The sequence below is a fragment of the Natronomonas sp. EA1 genome, from assembly GCF_051195035.1.
Classification (GTDB): domain Archaea; phylum Halobacteriota; class Halobacteria; order Halobacteriales; family Haloarculaceae; genus JBNTJV01.
Window position 1 is genome coordinate 621,063 of sequence record NZ_JBNTJV010000003.1, and the last position, 18,995, is coordinate 640,057.

Annotated in this window: 12 protein-coding genes, 3 tRNA genes and 3 rRNA genes; 6 read left to right on the top strand and 12 right to left on the bottom strand. The window is 63.1% G+C overall.

Annotation, left to right across the window (positions count from 1 at the left end):
* Positions 1 to 116 precede the first annotated feature (116 nt).
* Positions 117 to 1,886, bottom strand: coding sequence for a nitrite/sulfite reductase (locus ACQUQR_RS12965; RefSeq protein WP_435196911.1), 1,770 nt, complete (start codon positions 1,884 to 1,886; stop codon positions 117 to 119).
* A gap of 85 nt (positions 1,887 to 1,971) precedes the next feature.
* A complete protein-coding gene (locus tag ACQUQR_RS12970; RefSeq protein WP_435196912.1) occupies positions 1,972 to 2,307 on the bottom strand; it encodes a hypothetical protein in 336 nt (111 codons plus the stop codon).
* 290 nt (positions 2,308 to 2,597) lie between these two features.
* Here ACQUQR_RS12970 and ACQUQR_RS12975 point away from each other — a divergent pair, with 290 nt between their 5' ends.
* Positions 2,598 to 2,750: a hypothetical protein gene (locus ACQUQR_RS12975; RefSeq protein WP_435196913.1), complete on the top strand. Its 153-nt coding sequence runs from the start codon at positions 2,598 to 2,600 to the stop codon at positions 2,748 to 2,750.
* 69 nt (positions 2,751 to 2,819) lie between these two features.
* A complete protein-coding gene (locus ACQUQR_RS12980; RefSeq protein ID WP_435196914.1) occupies positions 2,820 to 3,476 on the top strand; it encodes a DUF7119 family protein in 657 nt (218 codons plus the stop codon).
* Here the strand turns inward: ACQUQR_RS12980 and ACQUQR_RS12985 are convergent.
* On the bottom strand, positions 3,461 to 4,690 hold the full coding sequence (locus ACQUQR_RS12985) for a M20 family metallopeptidase (protein WP_435196915.1): 1,230 nt from the start codon (positions 4,688 to 4,690) through the stop codon (positions 3,461 to 3,463). The two genes, ACQUQR_RS12980 and ACQUQR_RS12985, sit on opposite strands and share 16 nt — an antisense overlap.
* 79 nt (positions 4,691 to 4,769) lie before the next feature.
* Between ACQUQR_RS12985 and ACQUQR_RS12990 the strand changes: the two genes are divergently transcribed.
* Positions 4,770 to 4,843: transfer RNA gene (locus ACQUQR_RS12990), tRNA-Lys, on the top strand.
* A 506-nt stretch (positions 4,844 to 5,349) separates the two neighbouring features.
* Here the strand turns inward: ACQUQR_RS12990 and ACQUQR_RS12995 are convergent.
* On the bottom strand, positions 5,350 to 6,216 hold the full coding sequence (locus tag ACQUQR_RS12995) for a hypothetical protein (RefSeq protein ID WP_435196916.1): 867 nt from the start codon (positions 6,214 to 6,216) through the stop codon (positions 5,350 to 5,352).
* Between the two features lie 163 nt (positions 6,217 to 6,379).
* On the opposite strand from ACQUQR_RS12995, the gene ACQUQR_RS13000 reads away from it, so the two are divergent.
* The gene (locus ACQUQR_RS13000; RefSeq protein WP_435196917.1) at positions 6,380 to 7,144 is read left to right on the top strand and encodes an ABC transporter ATP-binding protein; all 765 of its coding nucleotides are present in this window, start codon (positions 6,380 to 6,382) and stop codon (positions 7,142 to 7,144) included.
* A 389-nt stretch (positions 7,145 to 7,533) separates the two neighbouring features.
* On the opposite strand, the gene ACQUQR_RS13005 is transcribed toward ACQUQR_RS13000, so the two are convergent.
* From ACQUQR_RS13005 to ACQUQR_RS13030, 6 genes are all read right to left on the bottom strand, one after another.
* Positions 7,534 to 7,608 (bottom strand) — tRNA-Cys (locus ACQUQR_RS13005).
* Between the two features lie 144 nt (positions 7,609 to 7,752).
* A 5S ribosomal RNA gene (gene rrf / locus ACQUQR_RS13010) occupies positions 7,753 to 7,874 on the bottom strand.
* A gap of 109 nt (positions 7,875 to 7,983) precedes the next feature.
* Positions 7,984 to 10,896 (bottom strand): 23S ribosomal RNA (locus ACQUQR_RS13015).
* 208 nt (positions 10,897 to 11,104) lie between these two features.
* A tRNA-Ala gene (locus ACQUQR_RS13020) sits at positions 11,105 to 11,176 on the bottom strand.
* A 95-nt stretch (positions 11,177 to 11,271) separates the two neighbouring features.
* Positions 11,272 to 12,737 (bottom strand): 16S ribosomal RNA (locus ACQUQR_RS13025).
* The 16S, 23S and 5S rRNA genes sit together here with 2 tRNA genes alongside, the layout of an rRNA operon.
* Positions 12,738 to 13,780: 1,043 nt before the next feature.
* The gene (locus ACQUQR_RS13030; protein WP_435196918.1) at positions 13,781 to 14,095 is read right to left on the bottom strand and encodes a non-histone chromosomal MC1 family protein; all 315 of its coding nucleotides are present in this window, start codon (positions 14,093 to 14,095) and stop codon (positions 13,781 to 13,783) included.
* Between the two features lie 275 nt (positions 14,096 to 14,370).
* On the opposite strand from ACQUQR_RS13030, the gene ACQUQR_RS13035 reads away from it, so the two are divergent.
* Together ACQUQR_RS13035 and ACQUQR_RS13040 are read left to right on the top strand one after the other, a co-directional pair.
* Positions 14,371 to 14,568: a hypothetical protein gene (locus tag ACQUQR_RS13035; RefSeq protein WP_435196919.1), complete on the top strand. Its 198-nt coding sequence runs from the start codon at positions 14,371 to 14,373 to the stop codon at positions 14,566 to 14,568.
* Positions 14,569 to 14,617: 49 nt separating this feature from the next.
* Entirely contained in the window at positions 14,618 to 15,670 is a 1,053-nt protein-coding gene (locus ACQUQR_RS13040) for a quinone-dependent dihydroorotate dehydrogenase (RefSeq protein ID WP_435196920.1), read from the top strand.
* Between the two features lie 16 nt (positions 15,671 to 15,686).
* Here the strand turns inward: ACQUQR_RS13040 and pheT are convergent, their stop codons facing one another.
* Positions 15,687 to 17,399 (bottom strand): phenylalanine--tRNA ligase subunit beta, encoded by a 1,713-nt coding sequence (gene pheT, locus ACQUQR_RS13045; protein ID WP_435196921.1) that lies wholly within the window; start codon positions 17,397 to 17,399, stop codon positions 15,687 to 15,689.
* The gene (locus tag ACQUQR_RS13050) at positions 17,399 to 18,946 is read right to left on the bottom strand and encodes a phenylalanine--tRNA ligase subunit alpha (protein WP_435196922.1); all 1,548 of its coding nucleotides are present in this window, start codon (positions 18,944 to 18,946) and stop codon (positions 17,399 to 17,401) included. Before ACQUQR_RS13050 ends, pheT begins: the two co-directional genes overlap by 1 nt.
* Between the last annotated feature and the right edge of the window lie 49 nt (positions 18,947 to 18,995).

The window sequence follows — 18,995 nt, forward strand, 5'->3', positions numbered from 1 at the left end:
CCCGCTCGGCATGCGCGACCGGGCGAGGGCTTCCCAAGTGTTCGCGGACCCGGCAGCAGCAGCTACGCAATCAGAACAAAAACGGAAGCGGGAATCGAGAAAACAGAAACGAGATCCTAGTCGTCAGAGAGCGACTGGCCCTGCGCGTTCGTCGGCGCGGGGGAGGCGTCCATGGCGTCCTCCTCGGCGTAGGGGTACCAGGTCATCTTCGTGTTGTGGAGGTACGGGTCCTCGTAGGAGGTCTCCTCGGGCTCCGCGAGGCCGGTGAGTTCCTCTTCCTCGCGTTCGGCGATGAACTCGCGGAACGTCTGGCCGTCCTCGCGCTGGTCCTCGTAGATAGCGAGGAGGTTCTGGATGTAGCCGGGGACCTCGTCGGCCGCGACGCGCATCTCGACCCAGTCCGCGAAGTGGGGGTTCTCGCCGAGCCCGCCGCCGAGCCCGATGTCGAACGCCTCGACGGGCTCGCCGTCCTTGCGGGTCTTCATCCCGCGCAGGGAGATGTCGGCGATCTGCGGCTGGGCGCAGGAGGCGGTACACCCCGACAGATGGATGTGGAAGTCCTCGACGCCGGTGGGGACGTCGACGTTGTCCTTCAGCCAGCGGCCGTAGCGGACCATCCGGTTTTTCGTCTCGACGATGGAGAGCGAGCAGAACTCCGTGCCCGTGCAGGCGATGGAGCCGCGCATGAACGGATGCGGGTCCGGGGAGTGGTAGTCGAGGAGGTCCGCGTCGAGCAGGGCGTCCAGTTCCGCCTCGGGGACGTCCGTGATGATGGCGTTCTGGCGCTGGGTGAGCCGCACCTCGCCGGAGCCGTGCTCGTCGGCGAGGCGGGCGAGCTCGTACCCCTCCTCCGCGCCGAGGCGGCCGACGAGGACGGAGAGGCCGACGTAGTAGTTCCCGTCCGGCTGCTCGTGGACGCCGACGTGGTCGCCGTGCTCGCCGTCACCGGCGTTGTAGGTGTACTGCTCGCGTAAGTCCTCGCCGGCGGTGGGGAGCTCGTAGTCGATGTACTCCTCCTGGAGCACGTCGCGCATCTTCTCGGTCCCCCACTCGTCGACGAGGAACTTGATACGAGCATTAAAACGGTTCTCGCGGTCGCCGTGGTCGCGGAACAGCGCGCTCATGCCCGCGGCGACGGTGGGCGCGTCCTCGGGCGTACAGAACACGTCGATGTCGCGGGCGAAGCGGGGCTCCTTCCGGGAGAGCCCGCCCCCGACGCGGACGTTGAACCCCTTGACCTCCTCGCCCTCGATTTCCTTCACCGCGGGCTCGAAGGCGAGGTCGTTGATGTCGCCCTGGCCACAGCCCTCGGTACAGCCGGTGACGGAGACCTTCCACTTGCGGGGGAGGTTCGTGTAGAGGTCGTTCCCCTTGAACTCCTCGTGGAGCTCCTCGGCGACGGGCCACGCGTCGATGAACTCGTTGTCGTCCTTCCCGGCGACGGGACACCCGACGATGTTCCGCCAGGAGTCACCACAGGCCTGCTGGGTCGTGAGGCCCACGGACTCGAGTTTCTCGAAGATTTCGGGGACGTCCTCTAACTTTATCCAGTGGAGCTGAATCGACTGGCGGGTCGTGATGTCGATGTACGACCCCCCGAACTCCGGGTTGTCGACGGGGCCGCGGGCGTACTCGTCGGCGACCTCGGCGACGACCTCCATCTGGCCCGGCTTCAGGACGCCGTTGGGCGTCCCGATACGCATCATGAAGTACGACTCCTGTCCCTTCCGCTGGTGGTACAGCCCCCACCATTTGAACCGCTCGAACCACGCGTCGTGTTCGTCCTCGGGGATGGCATCCCATCCCTTCTCGGCGAACTCGAAGAGGTGCTCACGGATCTCGTTCCCGTAGAGTTCGTCTTTCCACCCCTCGACTTTGGTCGGCATATCCCTAGGAACAGCCTACACCCATATACTGCCGTCCACCGCGTCAAGGGTTCCCGGCTCTCCTCACTACCAGATAGTGTTGCCGCTATTCCGAGCGTGCGAGTCGTTGTCGTCGTCGGGGGACGTGGACGCTCTCCGGGACGACGCTGCGGAACGTCGCCGAGACCGGGTCCACCCGGCCGAGCTCCAGCCAGTCAGTGACGCCCTGTGCACCGCAGGCGATACACTGGCCCGCGATGCGCGCCTCCACGCTCCCGTGGTCGACGCCCACCTCCACGAACCCCTCCGCGAGGAAGTCCGCCATCTCACACGCACAGAAGTCGTGGCGGGCGAGCCACCAGAGGTCGCTCACGTTCACTTCCCGCGAGTCGTTGACGCTCACCCACGCCCCGTCGTCCAGCTGGTGGATCGAGGTGACCATAGAGAGTGAACCCACCGGAGGCCCCTAAGCGCCTCGCCCCCGACAGTCCCCGCCGGGTGTACACGAATCCGGTGACGCCCTCGAACGGGGAAACCCCGCGAGGGGCGCCGATTCCGTCGAAATCAGGGCGTTCGAGGTAGCGGCAACATGCTCCGGGTGGCGGGAGTGGGGGTATAGATTACGGGTGAGGGCGGCCTTATGCAGGTCCCGCCCGTTGGCTCAGGTGATGAGTGAGAACCGACCCGAAAACGCACCGGCAGACGTTGCCCCCGAACTCCACGAGGGAAGCGATGAGTGAGAACGTGACCGACGACGAGTACGACCCGGACGCGGAGGCGGACGCCGCCCGCGCCCAGTTCGACGGGATGGACGACGGCTGCGGCTGCGCCGAGGTGTGGGAGCACCTCTCGGACGAGCGCGACGCCGAAGCCGCCTCCGACTGACCGTTCTTCTCGGGTGGCGCGTGCACACCGGCGGGACGTTTTTATCACCCACCGGCTTATCCCGCGACAATGAGAGAGTTCCGCGAGGGACCACCGACGGAGCGTGAGTCCCCGGTCGGCCGGCCCGTCATCCGGTCCGACCCCGAGGTCGCCGGCGACCGAGCCGTCGGCTTCGACCCGAACGACCCCGAGAGCCTCCAGGAGGCCGCAGACACCGTCCGGCGCTTCTCGCAGAACACGCCCGGCGGCGACGACAACGTCTTCATGCTCCGCGGGGCCGCGGCGTGTGCCGCACTCGTCCGCGGCGAGGGGTCGTACAAGGCCGCCGCCGAACGCGCCGGCGGCGACGCCAGCGTCGCCTTCATCCGGAAGTGGGCCCGCGTCCACGACCTCCCCCGCTCCATCCGCCGGTACGTCGCGCTCGGCCGCATCGCCCCCACCGCCGCGAAACACATCGCCCGCGTCTCCGGCGAGGCACGCTTCCTGCTCGCGTGGGCCGTCCTCGACCACGGGATGACCGTCCGGGAGGTCAGATCGGCGGCCTCCGCCATCAACGACGGGGTCAGCGTGGAGGACGCCCTCGCCGCCGAGGGGGTCGAACTCGGCCGCCTCGAACTCACGCTCCCGCCGGAGACCTACCGTGACCTCCGGCGACAGGCCGCCCTGGAGGATATCGACCCCGACACCGTCGTCGCGAAAGCGCTCGAGGACTACTTCTCCGGGTAACGCGCGAAATACGCAGCCACCGCGTCGGCGATGCAGTCGCGGGCCTGCTCGACCGCCCGGAAATCGACCGTCTCGTCTGGGAAGTGTGCCTGTTCGATGGAGCCCGGGCCGAAGAGGACGGTCGGGATCCCCGCGTCGATGTAGTGGCGCGCGTCCGCCCCGTAAGTGACCCCCGCGGGCGCGTGGTCGCGGTCGTCCGCCCGCAGCGCCGCCCGCACGGCCTCGACGATGGACTCGTCGGGCGCGATTTCCGAGGGCTCGAACTGCACCGAGAACCGCTCGAACGTGGGCGGGTGCGCTGTCAGCCACTCGTCGTCGGCGACCACCTCGTCCAGCCGCGCGCGGAACGCGGTCTCCACCTCCTCGACCGTCTCACCAGGGGCTACGCCGATGCGCCACTCGGCGGTGAGGCCCGCCGGGACCATCGACGCCCACGCCCCCGCGTCGACCGTCCCACAGACCACCGGCCACGGCCGCGGGAACCCCTCGTACAGCGGGTGGTCGATGCGCGCCGTCCGCTCGCGTTCGAGCGCGAAGAACGCCTCCCGGACGGCCGCGAACGTCTCCACCACGTCCACGCCCCGCCACGGGGTCGCCGCGTGCGCCGACCGCCCCTCCATCGTGAGCCGCATCATGACGCTCCCCTCGCTGGCGACGACGGGGGTGAGCGCCGTCGGCTCCGCGATGATGGCCGCGTCCCGCTCGAACGGGTACGGGTTCGAGCGTGCGGCGGTGGCCGCCCCCAGCCCGCCATCCTCCTCACCCGCGACCCCCTCGACGACGACGCGGCCGTCGACGTCCCGGTCTTCGAGCGCGAGCGCCGCGTACACACACGCCGCGAGCCCGGATTTCATGTCGGCCGCCCCGCGCGCCGTCAGCTCGTCGCCGTCCCACGTCGGCTCGAACGGCGGGGAGGACCACTCCGTCCCGTCCGCGGGCACCACGTCGTAGTGGCCGTTGAGGACCACGGTCGGCCCCTCACTGGACCCGAGTTCCAGCACGCCCCCGACGCTCGGCCGCCCCGCGGCGTCGATTGCCGCCGGGTCGTCGGGGAACGACGGATGCCCGGCGAGCGCCTCGGCGTCGGCCTCCCACGTGTACGTCTCGAAGCCGAACTCGGCGAGCCGCTTCTCGAACCACGACGCGACCTCGGCCTCGTTCCCGGCGGTGCTCTCGAACGAGACCAGCCCCTCGACGAACGCACGGATGTCCATACTCGGAGTCGACGCCACGGCGTGATGAATCCGTCCAATCGAAAGTGTTTACCCCCAATCCCTGTAACAGGGAGACAGAGGGCCGATAGCTCAGCCCGGCAGAGCGTCTGGCTTTTAACCAGACGGTCGGGGGTTCAAATCCCTCTCGGCCCGTTTTCCTGCGAACAAACTCGTGAGCGCTGCGTGTCGTCGGCAAGAGGGATTTGAACGAGGCCGGACACGCGCAGCGAACGCGAGCATGTCCGGGCGTAGTTTACACTCCCTCTCGGCCCGTTTTCCTGCGAACAACGTGAGCAGTGAAAACGTCACAGAGGTTCGTCTGTGCGTGCGTGCCCACGAACACCCGTGAGTGGGCCGCACCACAAGGGAAAGGTAGGTGCGGTGGCGGTCCTGGCGGACTTGGGAAGGGCGAGTAGTGTGCAGGAGCGTGCGTCGTCAAGCACCGCAACGAGCGAAGCGAGTGAGGAGCACAGCGACGCAGGCGACTGCAGACTGCGAGGGCTTCCCTGGTGTCCTCACCACCAGCACAAACCAAGAACCAGCACAAACCAAGAACCAGCACAAATCAAGAGACGATTCACCGGAGAGCCATGACACCTAAGCGAAAGTCATAGCCACGGCTCACGACCACGAAAAACACGAAAACGATTCCGCAGACGTCAGCCCCGGACGGGCATATACGCCATCGCGAGGATGAGGAACGCCGCGACACCCGAGAGGATGATGACGCCCCACAGCCCGTTGATGCGCTCGTGGTAGTAGTCCTGCGTCGCGAGTGCGTTGTTGTACCCCTGGAAGTCCTGCGAGAGGAGGATGCGGATCTCCTTGGGGTGGTGTTTGTCACCCGTGAAGTGGACGAGGTAGGTCTCACCCGAGAGGGTGACGTTGCCACCCTGCGTCAGCTCACGCGTGGTCGTGCGTGGGGCGGTCCACTCCAGCGTCGCCTCGGCAGGCGTCACCGCGGCGACCGTGGTGGAGTTGTTCTGGTACTGCATGGAGTCACCGACGGCGAACTCCTCGGTCTCCGGAGTGGGCAGGTACTCCGAGAGCAGGCGGTTGGTGTTGTTCTCACGGAAGGTGACGTAGCGCTGGCCGTCGATCCGCGAGGTCTCGTTGTAGACGGCCGGGTCGGCACGGAGAATGGCCGTCACGTTCTGCTCCTCACGGAGGGTAAAGGAGTCGACGTTCGACTCGTTCGCGATGACGACGCGGTAGTCGTCACCCTCGTACGCGACCGTGGAGTTGTTCGCCAACACCGCGGTGTAGCGGGCCGACTCGTTGGTCTGGGTCAGCGTGCCGGCGTAGCTGGCACCACCGCCACCGCCGTGTCCACCACCCCCGCTCTCGGCGACGCCGAGTTTGGCGACGGTGTAGCGCTCTCCGCCCACGCGGAAGGTGTCGTTCTCTGCGTACGTGTTGCCGGGGATATCGACCGCCGGCTCCTCGGCCACCGCCATGACCGAGAACGCGCTCGCCCCCATCACGAGGAAGAACGCGAAATAGATGGCCGCGACTCGCCGTTGCATGGCCGAGAGAACGAAAGCCCGGCGTATAGGCGTTACTTTTCGAACGAAGGAGTCGACCCGGGGTGAGCCCCCCCACGGACGCCGGCGCTGACGGGAGGAGACTTATTAGGATACACCCTGATACCCGACTACGACGCCCTGTCAGTCGTTTACAGGTATCACAATGAGCACGGACACGACACCGGACACCGACGAACCGACCAGCACGAGCGGAGGCGGCGACGACCTCCTTCGCGCGACCGACCTCCGCGTCTCCTACGGACAGGTGACCGCCCTCCGGGGCATCGACCTGAACGTCGAGGAGGGCGAGATCATCGGCCTCATCGGCCCCAACGGCGCGGGCAAGACCACCTTCGCGAACACCATCTCGGGGTTCCTCGACTACGACGGGAGCGCGACCTACCGCGGCGAAGAGGTCGCAGAACGCGAACAGATCGACCTCGTCGAAGAAGGGATGATCCACTGCACCGAGAAACGCGACCTCTTCGGCTTCATGAGCGTCGAGGACAACCTCGAACTCGGCTCCTACCGCCGCGCGGAGGACGTGATGGAAGAACGCCTCGAGTTCGTCTACGATCTCTTCCCCCGACTCGAAGAGCGCAAGAACCAGAACGCCCGCTCGATGTCCGGCGGGGAACAGCAGATGCTCGCCATCGGCCGCGCGCTCATGGGCGACCCCGACCTGCTCATCCTCGACGAACCCACCCTCGGGCTCGCCCCCGTCATCCTCGACGACATCAGCCGCGGCATCGACCGCATCATGGAGGAGGACCCCATCACCATCCTGCTGACCGAACAGAACGTCACCTTCGCGTTCAAACACTCCGACCGACTCTACCTCCTCGAGAACGGGGAAGTCGTCCGCACCGGCACCCCCAACGAGCTCAAGGGCGACGACTACATCCGCGAGTCCTACCTCGGCGGATAGTTCTCCACCCGTTCTTCACGGTTCTACCTTCGAAATCGCCATCCTGCAGAGCCGTGTCTTCGACACGTCGACCCCCGGAGTTTCACCTGGAGAACGGGGCTGCAGGGACCCGCGTGTTACGAGATGGCGCCCCAAGGTCGTAGTGGACAGGAACCCACACGGAGAGCGACTGATGGCTCTCGAAAGTAGCGTCGTAACGAATAGCGACCCGGATCTGAAGCAGGGCGCGAGCTACCGTGGTTCAATTCCGCCGATAGCTTCCGCTCGCGACGGAACGTCGGTTACAGGAGAGCCAAGGGCCGGATTTGAACCTCGGTCGGAACGAGCTCCTCTCTGCTCCAAATCCGTCCGCAGTGCTTCCGCTCGCGACGGATTGTCGCTCGCAAGCAAGCCAAGGGCCGGATTTGAACCGGCGTGTAGCTGCTCTGCAGGCAGCCGCGTAAGCCAGACTCTGCCACCTTGGCGCAGGTTCGAATAGTCGAACGGGAGGGTTAAGCGTAGCGGTCTCCCGCGAGCGTCGCCACTCCGCGATCGAGTGACGGCGAGGGATTCCCTCGCCATAAATGAAGAAAGCCCCCGAGAGCGAACTCTCGGAGGCTTTGTATGAGTGGAGGCGGCGAAGTGGGTTTCCCAGAGACTCGCGTACTCCAGTACTCGCCACAACGCTGGCGGGCTTATCTTCCGTGTTCGGGATGGGTACGGGAGTGACCCCGCCGCTATGGCCGCCTTAACGCCGACTCGCGGAATCGAACCGCGACGATACCAATGTCGGTGGGCAGATCGTCATATGTAAGCGCGAATCCAGTTTGCGCCCGGACCCGCTCATCGGGTCCAGCACGAATGTGTGGCTTCGGATATTAGTTCTCGCGGGCTAAACACCTCGTTACCTCGGTGCGTACACCCCGAGTCTATCGATCTCGTCTTCTACGAGCATCCTCGGCGGTACCTCTTTTCCAGGTGGGTTTCGAGCTTAGATGCTTTCAGCTCTTACCCCTTGTGACGTAGCTGCCCGGCACTTGCCCTCTCGGACAACCGGTACACCAGTGGTCACCATTCGTAGTTCCTCTCGTACTATACGAACGTTCCCGTCAGGTACCAAACACCCCCAATAGATAGCAGCCGACCTGTCTCACGACGGTCTAAACCCAGCTCACGACCTCCTTTAATAGGCGAACAACCTCACCCTTGCCCGCTGCTGCACGGGCAGGATGGAGGGAACCGACATCGAGGTAGCAAGCCACCGGGTCGATATGTGCTCTTGCCGGTGACGACTCTGTTATCCCTAGGGTAGCTTTTCTGTCGTCAATCTCCCGCATCAAGCAGGATGATTGGTTCGCTAGACCACGCTTTCGCGTCAGCGTTCCTCGTTAAGTAGAACACTGTCAATCCATCTTTTGCTCTTGCACTCTTCTTCGGGTTCCCGACCCGAATGAGATGGACTTAGGGCGCGCTCGATATCTTTTCGAGCGCGTACCGCCCCAGTCAAACTGCCCGGCTATCGGTGTCCTCCTCCCGGAGTGAGGGTCACAGTCACTAACGGGTAGTATTTCAGTGGCACCTGGGCGACGCGCTAGCGCGCGCACCTCTGTAACGGCTCCTACCTATCCTGCACATTAGCGACCATGTCCCAGCGACAGCCTGCAGTAAAGCTCCATAGGGTCTTCGCTTCCCCTTGGGGGTCTCCAGACTCCGCACTGGAACGTACAGTTCACCGGGCCCAACGTTGGGACAGTGACGCTCTCGTTGATCCATTCATGCAAGCCGCTACTGAAGCGGCAAGGTACTACGCTACCTTAAGAGGGTCATAGTTACCCCCGCCGTTGACGGGTCCTTCGTCCCATTGTACTGGGTGTTCAGATACCCGCACTGGGCAGGATTCAGTGACCGTACGAGTCTTTTCAGATTTGCGGTCACCTATGTTGTTACTAGACAGTCGGAGCGTCCAAGTCACTGCGACCTGCCCATTTCCTGGGCAGGCATCCCTTATCGCGAACTTACGGGACTAATTTGCCGAATTCCCTAACGTCGGTTGTACCCGACAGGCCTTGGCTTTCTCCGCCACGAGCACCTGTGTCGGTTCTTGGTACGAGCTTTGCACTTGCCTTTTCACGGGCCCTAGGTTGGACCGGCTTTCGCTATCTCGCCGTTCGTCCGCTTCGTGCCATTACGGCTTCCACGGATTTGGACGATTCGACCACGCGAAGGCGTGGCCCGGTTGACCCCAAGGCGTCGGCGTTTAGTGTGCAAAGGTACTGGAATATTAACCAGTTTCCCAATTCGACCTACTCGAATTACGGTAGGTCTTAGGATCGACTAACCCTTAGCTGACAAACATTGCTAAGGAACCCTTGCTCGTTCGGCCGTCGAGATTCTCACCCGACTATCGCTGCTACTATGGCCAGGATTTTCGTTACTAATCGGTCCACACGAGCTCTCGCCCGGGCTTCCACCCAATTAGAATGCCAACCTACTGGAACACGCGTTGAAGCGTGCCGCCAGGTCTCGGTGGTAGATTTGAGCCCCGATCATTTTCGGCGCCCCGAACCTCGGCCGGTAAGCTGTTACGCTATTCTTAGAGGGTAGCTGCTTCTAAGCTCACCTCCCGGCTGTCTAGGGCTCGGGACTACCTTCAATCGCACTTAATCTACACTTTGGGACCTTAACCCAGCTCTGGGTTGTCTCCCTCACGCTGTACAAGCTTACCCCGCACAGCGGTCTCCCTGCGTCCACGGCGTTTGTAGGTTTGGAGTTTGACAGGGGGTCGAACTCCTCTCGGAGGCCGAGTCCCCAATCAGTCGCTCTACCCCACAAACTACCTCAGCAGAGGTCATGCTTCGACATGTTTCGGTTGGAACCAGCTGTTTCCGAGTTCGATGGGCCTTTCACCCCTACACATAGATCACGGGAGGGTATTGTAGGACACCAACCCTAACGGACCTCCACGTAGCTTTCGCCACGCTTCGTCCTGTCCATGCGTAGATCACTCGGTTTCGGGTCGTATCCGCTAGGCTCCCCGCCCTTGAAGACGGCGGCCCTGGCAATGCTGCGGCCATGTCGGTTTCCCTATGCCTTCCCGGATGCTCCGGTTAGACTCGCCCAGCAGATACACTCCCTGGCTCGTTTTTCAAAACGCACGACGGAACATCGGCTTCCCTCGGGTCCTACTACGGGATCGCTCCCGGCTCGTTTTCCAAGGGACCTTTTATGCCCCGTCGCTCCATCGCCACCTGATTTCAAGCCCTATTGCACCTCCCTTTTCGGGGTGCTTTTCAGCGTTCGTTCACACTACTTGTTCGCTATCGGTCTCAGAGAGTATTTAGTCTTGGCAGTCGATGCCTGCCTCATTTGCGAGGGATTTCCAACCCCCGCTATTCTGGTACTGACGCACGATGTACTTGACTCCAATACGGGGTTATCACCCTGTATCACACTCCATTCCAGGAGATTTCTTGGAGACGTTCCATCGATGAGAGTCAGCCCGAACACCACATTGCCCGAAGGCTTCGGTTTGGACTGTGTCACGTTCACTCGCCGTTACTAACGACATCCCATTCGGTTTCTTTTCCTGTCCCTACTAAGATGTTTCAATCCGGGACGTTCCCCATTGCGCAAGGCAATTGCGTGAGGATTCCTATTAGGAGATCTGCAGTTCTTAGCCTCCGTGCGGCTCCCTGCAGCTTTTCGCAGCTTGGCACGTCCTTCATCGGCTTCTGAGCCGAGCTATCCACCAGGTGGCACAGTAGCCACGATGGTTTCGATGGTCTGGACTCCGGTTGAACGGGTCCAGTGAGCGCCTGGATTCGCGCTTACACATGGTCTCATCTGCAAGGCCTGTTGACACGCAGGCTTGCATCCACCCTTCCCACTCACGCTTGCGCGGAGTGGTGCATTGGTTCTTCGTACCCGTACCGTGTGGCGATTCCCACTTAAGGGAACCGATTCAGGTCGTGGCACGTGAGATGGACCCACAGGGATTCGAACCCTGGGCATCCTCCTTGCAAAGGAGGCACTCTACCACTGAGCTATGGGCCCTAACGTTAGCCATAGTAGTTCTAAGGTGCCCGGCTGGTGCGTGGTCGACCGATAGGCCAAAGGTGAGTCTGGCGTACTGCCAGATCTCGGACGTTAGGAGGTGATCCAGCCGCAGATTCCCCTACGGCTACCTTGTTACGACTTAAGCCCCCTTGCGGAGCCCAGATTCGACTGGCGTGAGCCAGCCTCATCCGGACCCCACTCGGGTGCTTTGACGGGCGGTGTGTGCAAGGAGCAGGGACGTATTCACCGCGCTCTACTGAAACGCGATTACTACCGAATCCAGCTTCATGTGGGTGAGTTTCAACCCACAATCCGAACTACGATTGAGTTTAGGAGATTAGCGCCACCTCTCGGTGTTGCATCCCATTGTCTCAACCATTGTAGCCCGCGTGTTGCCCAGCTCATTCGGGGCATACTGACCTACCGTTGCCCATTCCTTCCTCCGCCTTGGCGGCGGCAGTCCCCCTAATGTACCCAGCCATCGCGAGATGCTGCTGGCAATTAGAGGTGTGGGTCTCGCTCGTTGCCTGACTTAACAGGACGCCTCACGGTACGAGCTGACGGCGGCCATGCACCTCCTCTCAGTAACTCGAGTAAGGTCATCAACCTGACCGTCATGATTACTGTCGGAGCTGGTGAGATGTCCGGCGTTGAGTCCAATTAAACCGCAGGCTCCTCCGGTTGTAGTGCTCCCCCGCCAATTCCTTTAAGTTTCATCCTTGCGGACGTACTTCCCAGGCGGCTCGCTTCACGGCTTCCCTACGGCACAGCGCAGGCTCGTAGCCTGCGCCACACCTAGCGAGCATCGTTTACGGCTAGGACTACCCGGGTATCTAATCCGGTTCGAGACCCTAGCTTTCGTCCCTCACTGTCGGATCCGTCCTCCGAAGGTGCTTTCGCCATCGGTGGTCCGTCCAGGATTACGGGATTTCACTCCTACCCCGGACGTACCCCTTCGGTCTTCCGGTCCCAAGCCACGCAGTATTCTCCGGACGCCCACTCGTTAAGCGAGTGGATTTCCCGAAGAACTTACGCGGCCAGCTACGGACGCTTTAGGCCCAATAAAATCGGTCATCACTCGGGCTGCCGGTGTTACCGCGGCGGCTGGCACCGGTCTTGCCCAGCCCTTATTCGTACACCACCTTAAGGTGTACAAAAGCGAGGGCTCTATGCCCTCGCACTCGGTGTCCCCCTATCGCACTGGCGTGCAGTGTAAAGGTTTCGCGCCTGCTGCGCCCCGTAGGGCCCGGACTCTTGTCTCAGAGTCCGTCTCCGGGTTCTAGCTCTCACTACCCGTACCGATTATCGGCATGGTGGGCCGTTACCCCACCATCTACCTAATCGGCCGCAGCCACATCCTATGGCGCCGGAGCATTTCTCACTCTCAGCACTCCAGCTCGAGAGTGATATCCGCTATTAGCCTCAGTTTCCCGAGGTTATGGCAGTCCATAGGGTAGTTTGGCCACGTGTTACTGAGCCGTTTGCTACGTTAGACGTACAACTCGCATGGCTAAATCGGACACCGATAGCAATGACCTCCGGCAGGATCAACCGGAATGTTCCCGAGCTCAAGGCTCGGGGGGTTTGGCGGGACACACGTTAGATGAACGTGTGTTCCAAACTATCGGTCGATGACACACGGACCAGCCGAGTGTCACCGAACTACTATGGCTAACATCAGATTCCGGCGTACGGCGGACCGCAGCGTTGGAATCCTCATTTCCTCCGGACCTGATTGTACCCCTCGACGGGTCATAAACCCATCGAAGTGCAACCGGACCGGGACGGGGCGACCGTTGAAGGCCAGCCCCAGTCACGTCGTGTGCATTCTTTCCGAGCGCCCTGTTACACTTAAGGGCGTCGAACCACGGCCGAGCAGAGCCGGCCGATCGGACACATCGAGCGTGCCCCGAGACGCATCGCGCCTCGCATCGTTCACATCCATTCCGAACGCCCTTAGACACTTAAGGGCGTCGGATTGAGGTTGCCGCCGTCACCCGATTTGAGTGGGCGGCGTCTACTTCAACCCGAGTGCCCCTTCGCACATAAGGGCGTCGGATTCCGCCCGGGCGAACCCGGGCGGACCGACCTCACATCGAGGCCGGGCAGGGCGTCGCGCCCTGCGTCGTTCACGTTCTTTCCGAATGCCCTGTATCACTTAAGGCCGTCGTTTCCATCGTGCCGCCGTCTCCCGATTTGGGAGGCAGTGACACACTGGAACCGAGGACCCCGTGTGAGGCGAGGGCGTACGGAACCAATCCGAGCGAGCCCGGATCGGCGAGCACCACACGGGTGCTCTCTGGGGCGCCCGTCGCGCCCCGCGTCGTTCACATTCCATTCGATGGGAGGGTTTCACTTAAGGCCGTCGAACCGACGGCGCTACGTGAAGCGTTTTCACGCCGTATAGAGCCATGTGAGGCCGTCTCGTGCGAGTACGGTGGCACGGTGTGGCCACTCCCGGAGAGTGGATATCGCGCGGCTGGAGGTCGGCCGCTCATCCCGCGCTCGCACGCGTGGTCTGGCCGGGTGATGGCCGCGCACGTACACGTGCACGCGTAGGACTATAGTATCTGCCGGAGTCCGCACAAAAACAGGGAGCCCTTAGATCTCGTCGAGGTGCTCGATGCCTTTCTTGGAGACGTTCGCTTCCGTGATCTCTCCTGGCATCCAGCCCGGCTTGTCGTCGGGGGCCTCCTCCTTCCAGGCCCAGCCATCGTAGATGTGGACCTTCTTCGTCCCTTTCTCACGGAGTCGCAGCTCCGTCTTCTGTGCTTTCTTCTCGCTTTTGGCGGGGTCGAGCCGTCGGGCTGCCTTCAGGGCTGCCTGGCGCGGTGTTCGTCCGGAGAACACACTCGATTCCTCACCGTTCTTTTCGCGCAGTGCGAAGTTCCGCTTGCCATCGTCGCCACGTGCCATGGTTTTGGACCTCCATGCGACATGAGTCCACACCTCAATATAAACATATCCCCGAAACGAGGCGTCTCACCGGTAGAGTATATAAATCCCGTGGCCGCGTCCCGGGGAGTTCACCCCTGAAACCCACCGAAATCGCCGTCGAGGACGCCCAAATTCGCTCGCCCGCGCCATCCGAAACCGCCCGGGATCGCCCAAGACGGCCCGAAACTGCGTGATTCGTCCCCCTCGCACGGTACACTTATGTATCTCGTGTGGCGAACGTCGGGCATACCCCGATGGTGCGAAAGAAGAAGCTCAGCCCGAGTGGTGCGAAAGACGAGAACGGCGAGTACCACAACGTCCATCTCAACCTCCACGAGGACGAGCTCGCCGTGGCCGGCATGGAGATCGGCGACGAGGTGTTCGTCCGAGTTCGCGACGGGAAGATCATCATCCAGAAAGCCGACCCCGACGAGGTCGAACACGAGTTCTGATATCCACCTTCCGACCGACTTATGACGCGATAGCGACGGCTAGGACTCGATGAAACTCTACGACGCCGCGAAACCCCTTCTCTTCGCGCTCCCCGCCGAGACCGCCCACGGCCTCGGCCACGCCGTCCTCGACATCGTCCAGGATACGCCCATCGAGACCCGGCTCGCCGACCGCTACACCGTCCGCGACCCCCGCCTCGAAGTGGAGGCGTTCGGCCAGTCGTTCCCCAATCCCGTTGGCGTGGCCGCGGGCTTCGACAAGAACGCCGAGATCCCCAACGCGCTCGCCGCCCTCGGCTTCGGCCACGTTGAGGTCGGAGGCGTCACCGCCGAGGCGCAGGCCGGCAACCCCAAACCCCGGATGTTCCGCCTCCGTGAGGACGAGGCGCTCATCAACCGCATGGGGTTCAACAACCACGGCGCGGACGCCATCGGGCCCCGTCTGGAACGGGTCGACTGCCCCGTCCCCCTCGGCGTCAACATCGGGAAGTCGAAATCCGCCCCCCTCGACTCGGCCGAAGACGACTACCTCTACACCTTCGAACGCGTGCGCGCGGGCGGCGACTACTTCGTCGTCAACGTCTCCTCCCCCAACACCCCCGGCTTGCGCGAGCTCCAGAACCGCGAGGCGCTCACCCGCATCCTCGGGACGCTCCAGGACGCCGGGGCCTCCCCCCTCCTCGTGAAGCTCTCCCCGAACCTCACCGAGGCGGCTATCGAAGACGCCCTCTCGGTGGTGGACGACCTCGATCTGGACGGCGTCATCGCCACCAACACCTCCACCGACCGCCCCGACTCCCTCGTGTCCAAGAACCGCGACGAGGAGGGCGGGCTCTCCGGGAAGCCCATCGAGAACGAGGCCACGGCCATGATCCGCTTCGTCGCGGAGCGCACCGACGTCCCCGTCGTCGGCGTGGGCGGGATCTCCGACGCCGAGGGGGCCTACGAGAAGATCCGTGCGGGCGCGAGCGTCGTCCAGCTCTACACCGGCCTCGTCTACGAGGGGCCGGCCATCGCCCGCGACATCAACCGCGGCCTGCTCCACCTGCTGGAACGCGACGGCTTCGACAGCATCGAGGACGCGGTGGGCGCGGACCTCTAGAAACGCAGGCGCGGTTCTATTCTAAGCCCGCGAGGTCGAACTCGAAGGCCGCAACGGGCAGTTCGAGGTCGTGTTCCACGAGCACCTTCGGGTGGATTTCACCGACGACTCCGACGGATTCACCGTCGAGGACGACCTCGGCCACGCGGCCGGGGATGAACGACGGGTGTGCCGTCGGAGGCGTCTCCAGCTCCTTCCCGAACGCCGTGGCGACCGTCTGGAGCCGCGCCTTCGCGTCCTCGTAGGAGGCCTCCGTGCGCGCGAGCGCGCCCGCGACCGTGCGGCGCTCGCCCACGTGCGTGGACTCGGTGTCGTCACGCACCGCGGCGAACCCGATCTCGGCGATATCCTGCGGGTAGCTCCGGTGGGTGTTGTTCTCCAGCACCATCATCAGCGAGGGGAGCGCCCACGTGCGGAGCATCGTGTAGTCCTCGCTGTACGGTTCGGTGATCTTCACACCCTCGCTGGCCCCGAGGTACTCCGCACCCTCTTCGAGATTCATCCGGGCGTAGTTCTCCCGCTCGGCGGTCATATGGAAGTTCAGGAGGTCCTCGAAGCCCAGCCCGACGAGCGTCGAGCGAGCCGCGCGCTCCAGTCGGGAGCGGTCGTGGCGCCCACCGACGGTGGAGACATCGGGATATCTGGGCTCCAGATTGGCGAAGCCGTAGGCCCGGCCCACGTCGTCGACGAGATCCAGCGCGTGGAGCACGTCCACGCGGTAGGGCGGCACCGACACCTCGTAGACGAGATCGTCGGCGTCCGGGTCCTCGGCGGTCGCATCGAGGCCCGCGCGCTCGAAGAGGTCCACGACCTCCGTGCCGTCGAGGTCGATACCCAGCACGGACTCGATTCTCGAATGGGAGACGGTCTTCTCCTCGACGGTGAGGTCCGGACGCACGAGTTCGTGGCCCGGGTACTCGACGCGCACCTCCTCTACCTTCCCGCCGCGTGCGGCCAGCGCGTAGCAGATGATGGTACACATCTTGTCGATGGTCCACTGGTCCGTCCCGGTGAGCTCGATGAAGAGGTCGCGTGACCCCTCGTCAACCTCCGTGCGGGAGCCGTTGATGACCGGCGGGAACGAGAACAGCCCGATGTCGTCGAAGATGGCCGGGTACCGTTCGTCGTCCGCGACGAGATCGGCGTACTTCGCGCCAGTGTCGTGGCGTTCCAGCACGTCCGCGGGCGTCATCTCCTCGTTCGAGTCGAGGGGGACGAACCGTTCCGCGTCGGGCGCGATACCGGTGTAGGTCACCGACTTCGGGGTGTCGTCGTCAGTCGCACGCCCCTTCAGCATCGTCAGGTCGTGGACGCCGATGGCCCCCTTCGCCCGCTTGCGCCCCATCGTCGCGTGGAGCTTCTCCTGCAGCTGAATCAGGGATTCCAGTTTCCCCTCGTTCATCTCCACGCCGCGGACGATGGCGCCCGTGACGTAGGGGCGGGACTCGGGCACGTCCTCGACCTGGATCGTCCACTCCGCGTCGTTCGTCGGCGGGACGTACACCCCGCGGTCGTCGCCGTACTGATACCGCAGCGAGCGCGCCACTCCCTCGACCGAGAGCCGGTCGAGGCGGTCCGGGGCGAACTCCAGCTGGAAGTCCCCCTCCTCCGTCTCGCCCTCGAACTCCAGGCCGAGCGCGAACAGGTCCTCCTTCAGCTCCTCGTCGGACTTCTCGTCGTGGCCGGTGAGCGACCGCAGCTCCTCGGGGTCGACGTCGACGACGGGCATTACTGCACCACCTCCACGTTCCGCAAGAGGTCAAGGTCACACAGCGTCCCGTGGACGTCGCGGATGTCCTCGAACCCGTACATCAACATCAGCAGCCGCTCCAGAGCGAGACCCCACGCCATCACGTCACACTCCACACCCAGCGGGCGAAGCACCTCCTCGCGGAAGATACCCGAGTTGCCGATCTCGACGATCTCGCCCGTCTCGGGGTGGGTGCCGAACAGCTCGAAGGAGGGTTCGGTGTAGGGGTTGTAGTGGGGCTTGAACTCGATGTCCGTGATGCCGAACTGGGCGTAGAACTCCTCGAAGGTACCCATCAGATCCCTGACGGAGAGGTCCTCGGCCATCACCCACCCCTCGATCTGGAAGAACTCAAGCAGGTGCGTCGGGTCGAGCGTGTCGTTTCGGTACACCTTCTCGACGGAGAAGAACCGCTGTGGCGGTTCCAGCTCGCCGATCTGATGCCCGGAGAGATAGCGCATCGACAGCGAAGTGGTGTGCCCGCGGAGGTCCACTCCCCGCGTGACCTCCTCGGTCCACGGGGAGTGATACCCCTCGCCGTCCTCGCCGACGCCCTCGCGGTGGGCCGACTCCACGCGCTTCATGAGGTCCTCGGGGAGCTCCTCCATCGGCGGCACGTCCAGCGCGAACTGGTCCCAGTGGGTGCGCGCCGGGTGGTCCTGCGGCATGAACAGCGTGTCGTTGATCCAGAACTCCGCGTCGGCGTGCGGGCCGTCCATCTCCTGGAACCCCATCCCGACGAGGGTGTCTTTCACGCGTTCGGCGGTCTGCCGGAGGATGTGGGTCTTCCCGCCGGTGACGGGTGCCGCGTCGGCTTCGACGTTGTACTCGGAGAACTCCACCTCCTCCCACTCACCGGAGGTGAGGAGTTCGGGCGTCACCTGCCCGACCGTCTCGGCGACCTCGACGCCCTCCATCAGCGCCGTCACGCCGTCGTCGGTGAGCAGGACCGAGCGCACCGTGGTCTCCGAGCGCTCCAATAGATTGCGACTAATCAGGCTGGAGATGACGCTCTCATCGATATTGGTCGAATCTTCTCCTTCATATAATTTCGAAAGAGCAGCCATTTCATCATCATCATCCACATCTGCCCATGAATTTAGCGAGAGGACGCCGGGGTCAAATACTTTTGAAGCGATATGGAGCTTTGAGTCTTTGATATTCCCCCACCCTTTTTTCATGAAATTTGATAGAGCAATTTTCTGTTCGTCTTCAGACAGATTTGCTTCCGCGAGAACGTCTGACATGGCAGGGGGCTCGTCATCCACTGAGATGGAAGAAGCAGCCTTATACAAACGAATTTCGGGGAGCAAGTCCTCAGCGTACTTCTCTCCCTCTTCCGTGAGATGCAGGTCTTCTTTCCGTTCTTCTTTCACCTCAACGAGACCATCGTCCGCGAGTTCGAAGGCTGCGCGGGTGAGCGCCTCCGGCTTTTCGCCGGTCTCATCAGCTAGCTGTGCAATTGATTTAGCTTCTGTCGCGCTCACCGCTTCGAGCAGCGCGACCTCGGTTTCTGTGAGTTTCATTGTGGATGTCTGATAGCGACTGGCTGTTAGCCGTTGCGACTGCGAGAGG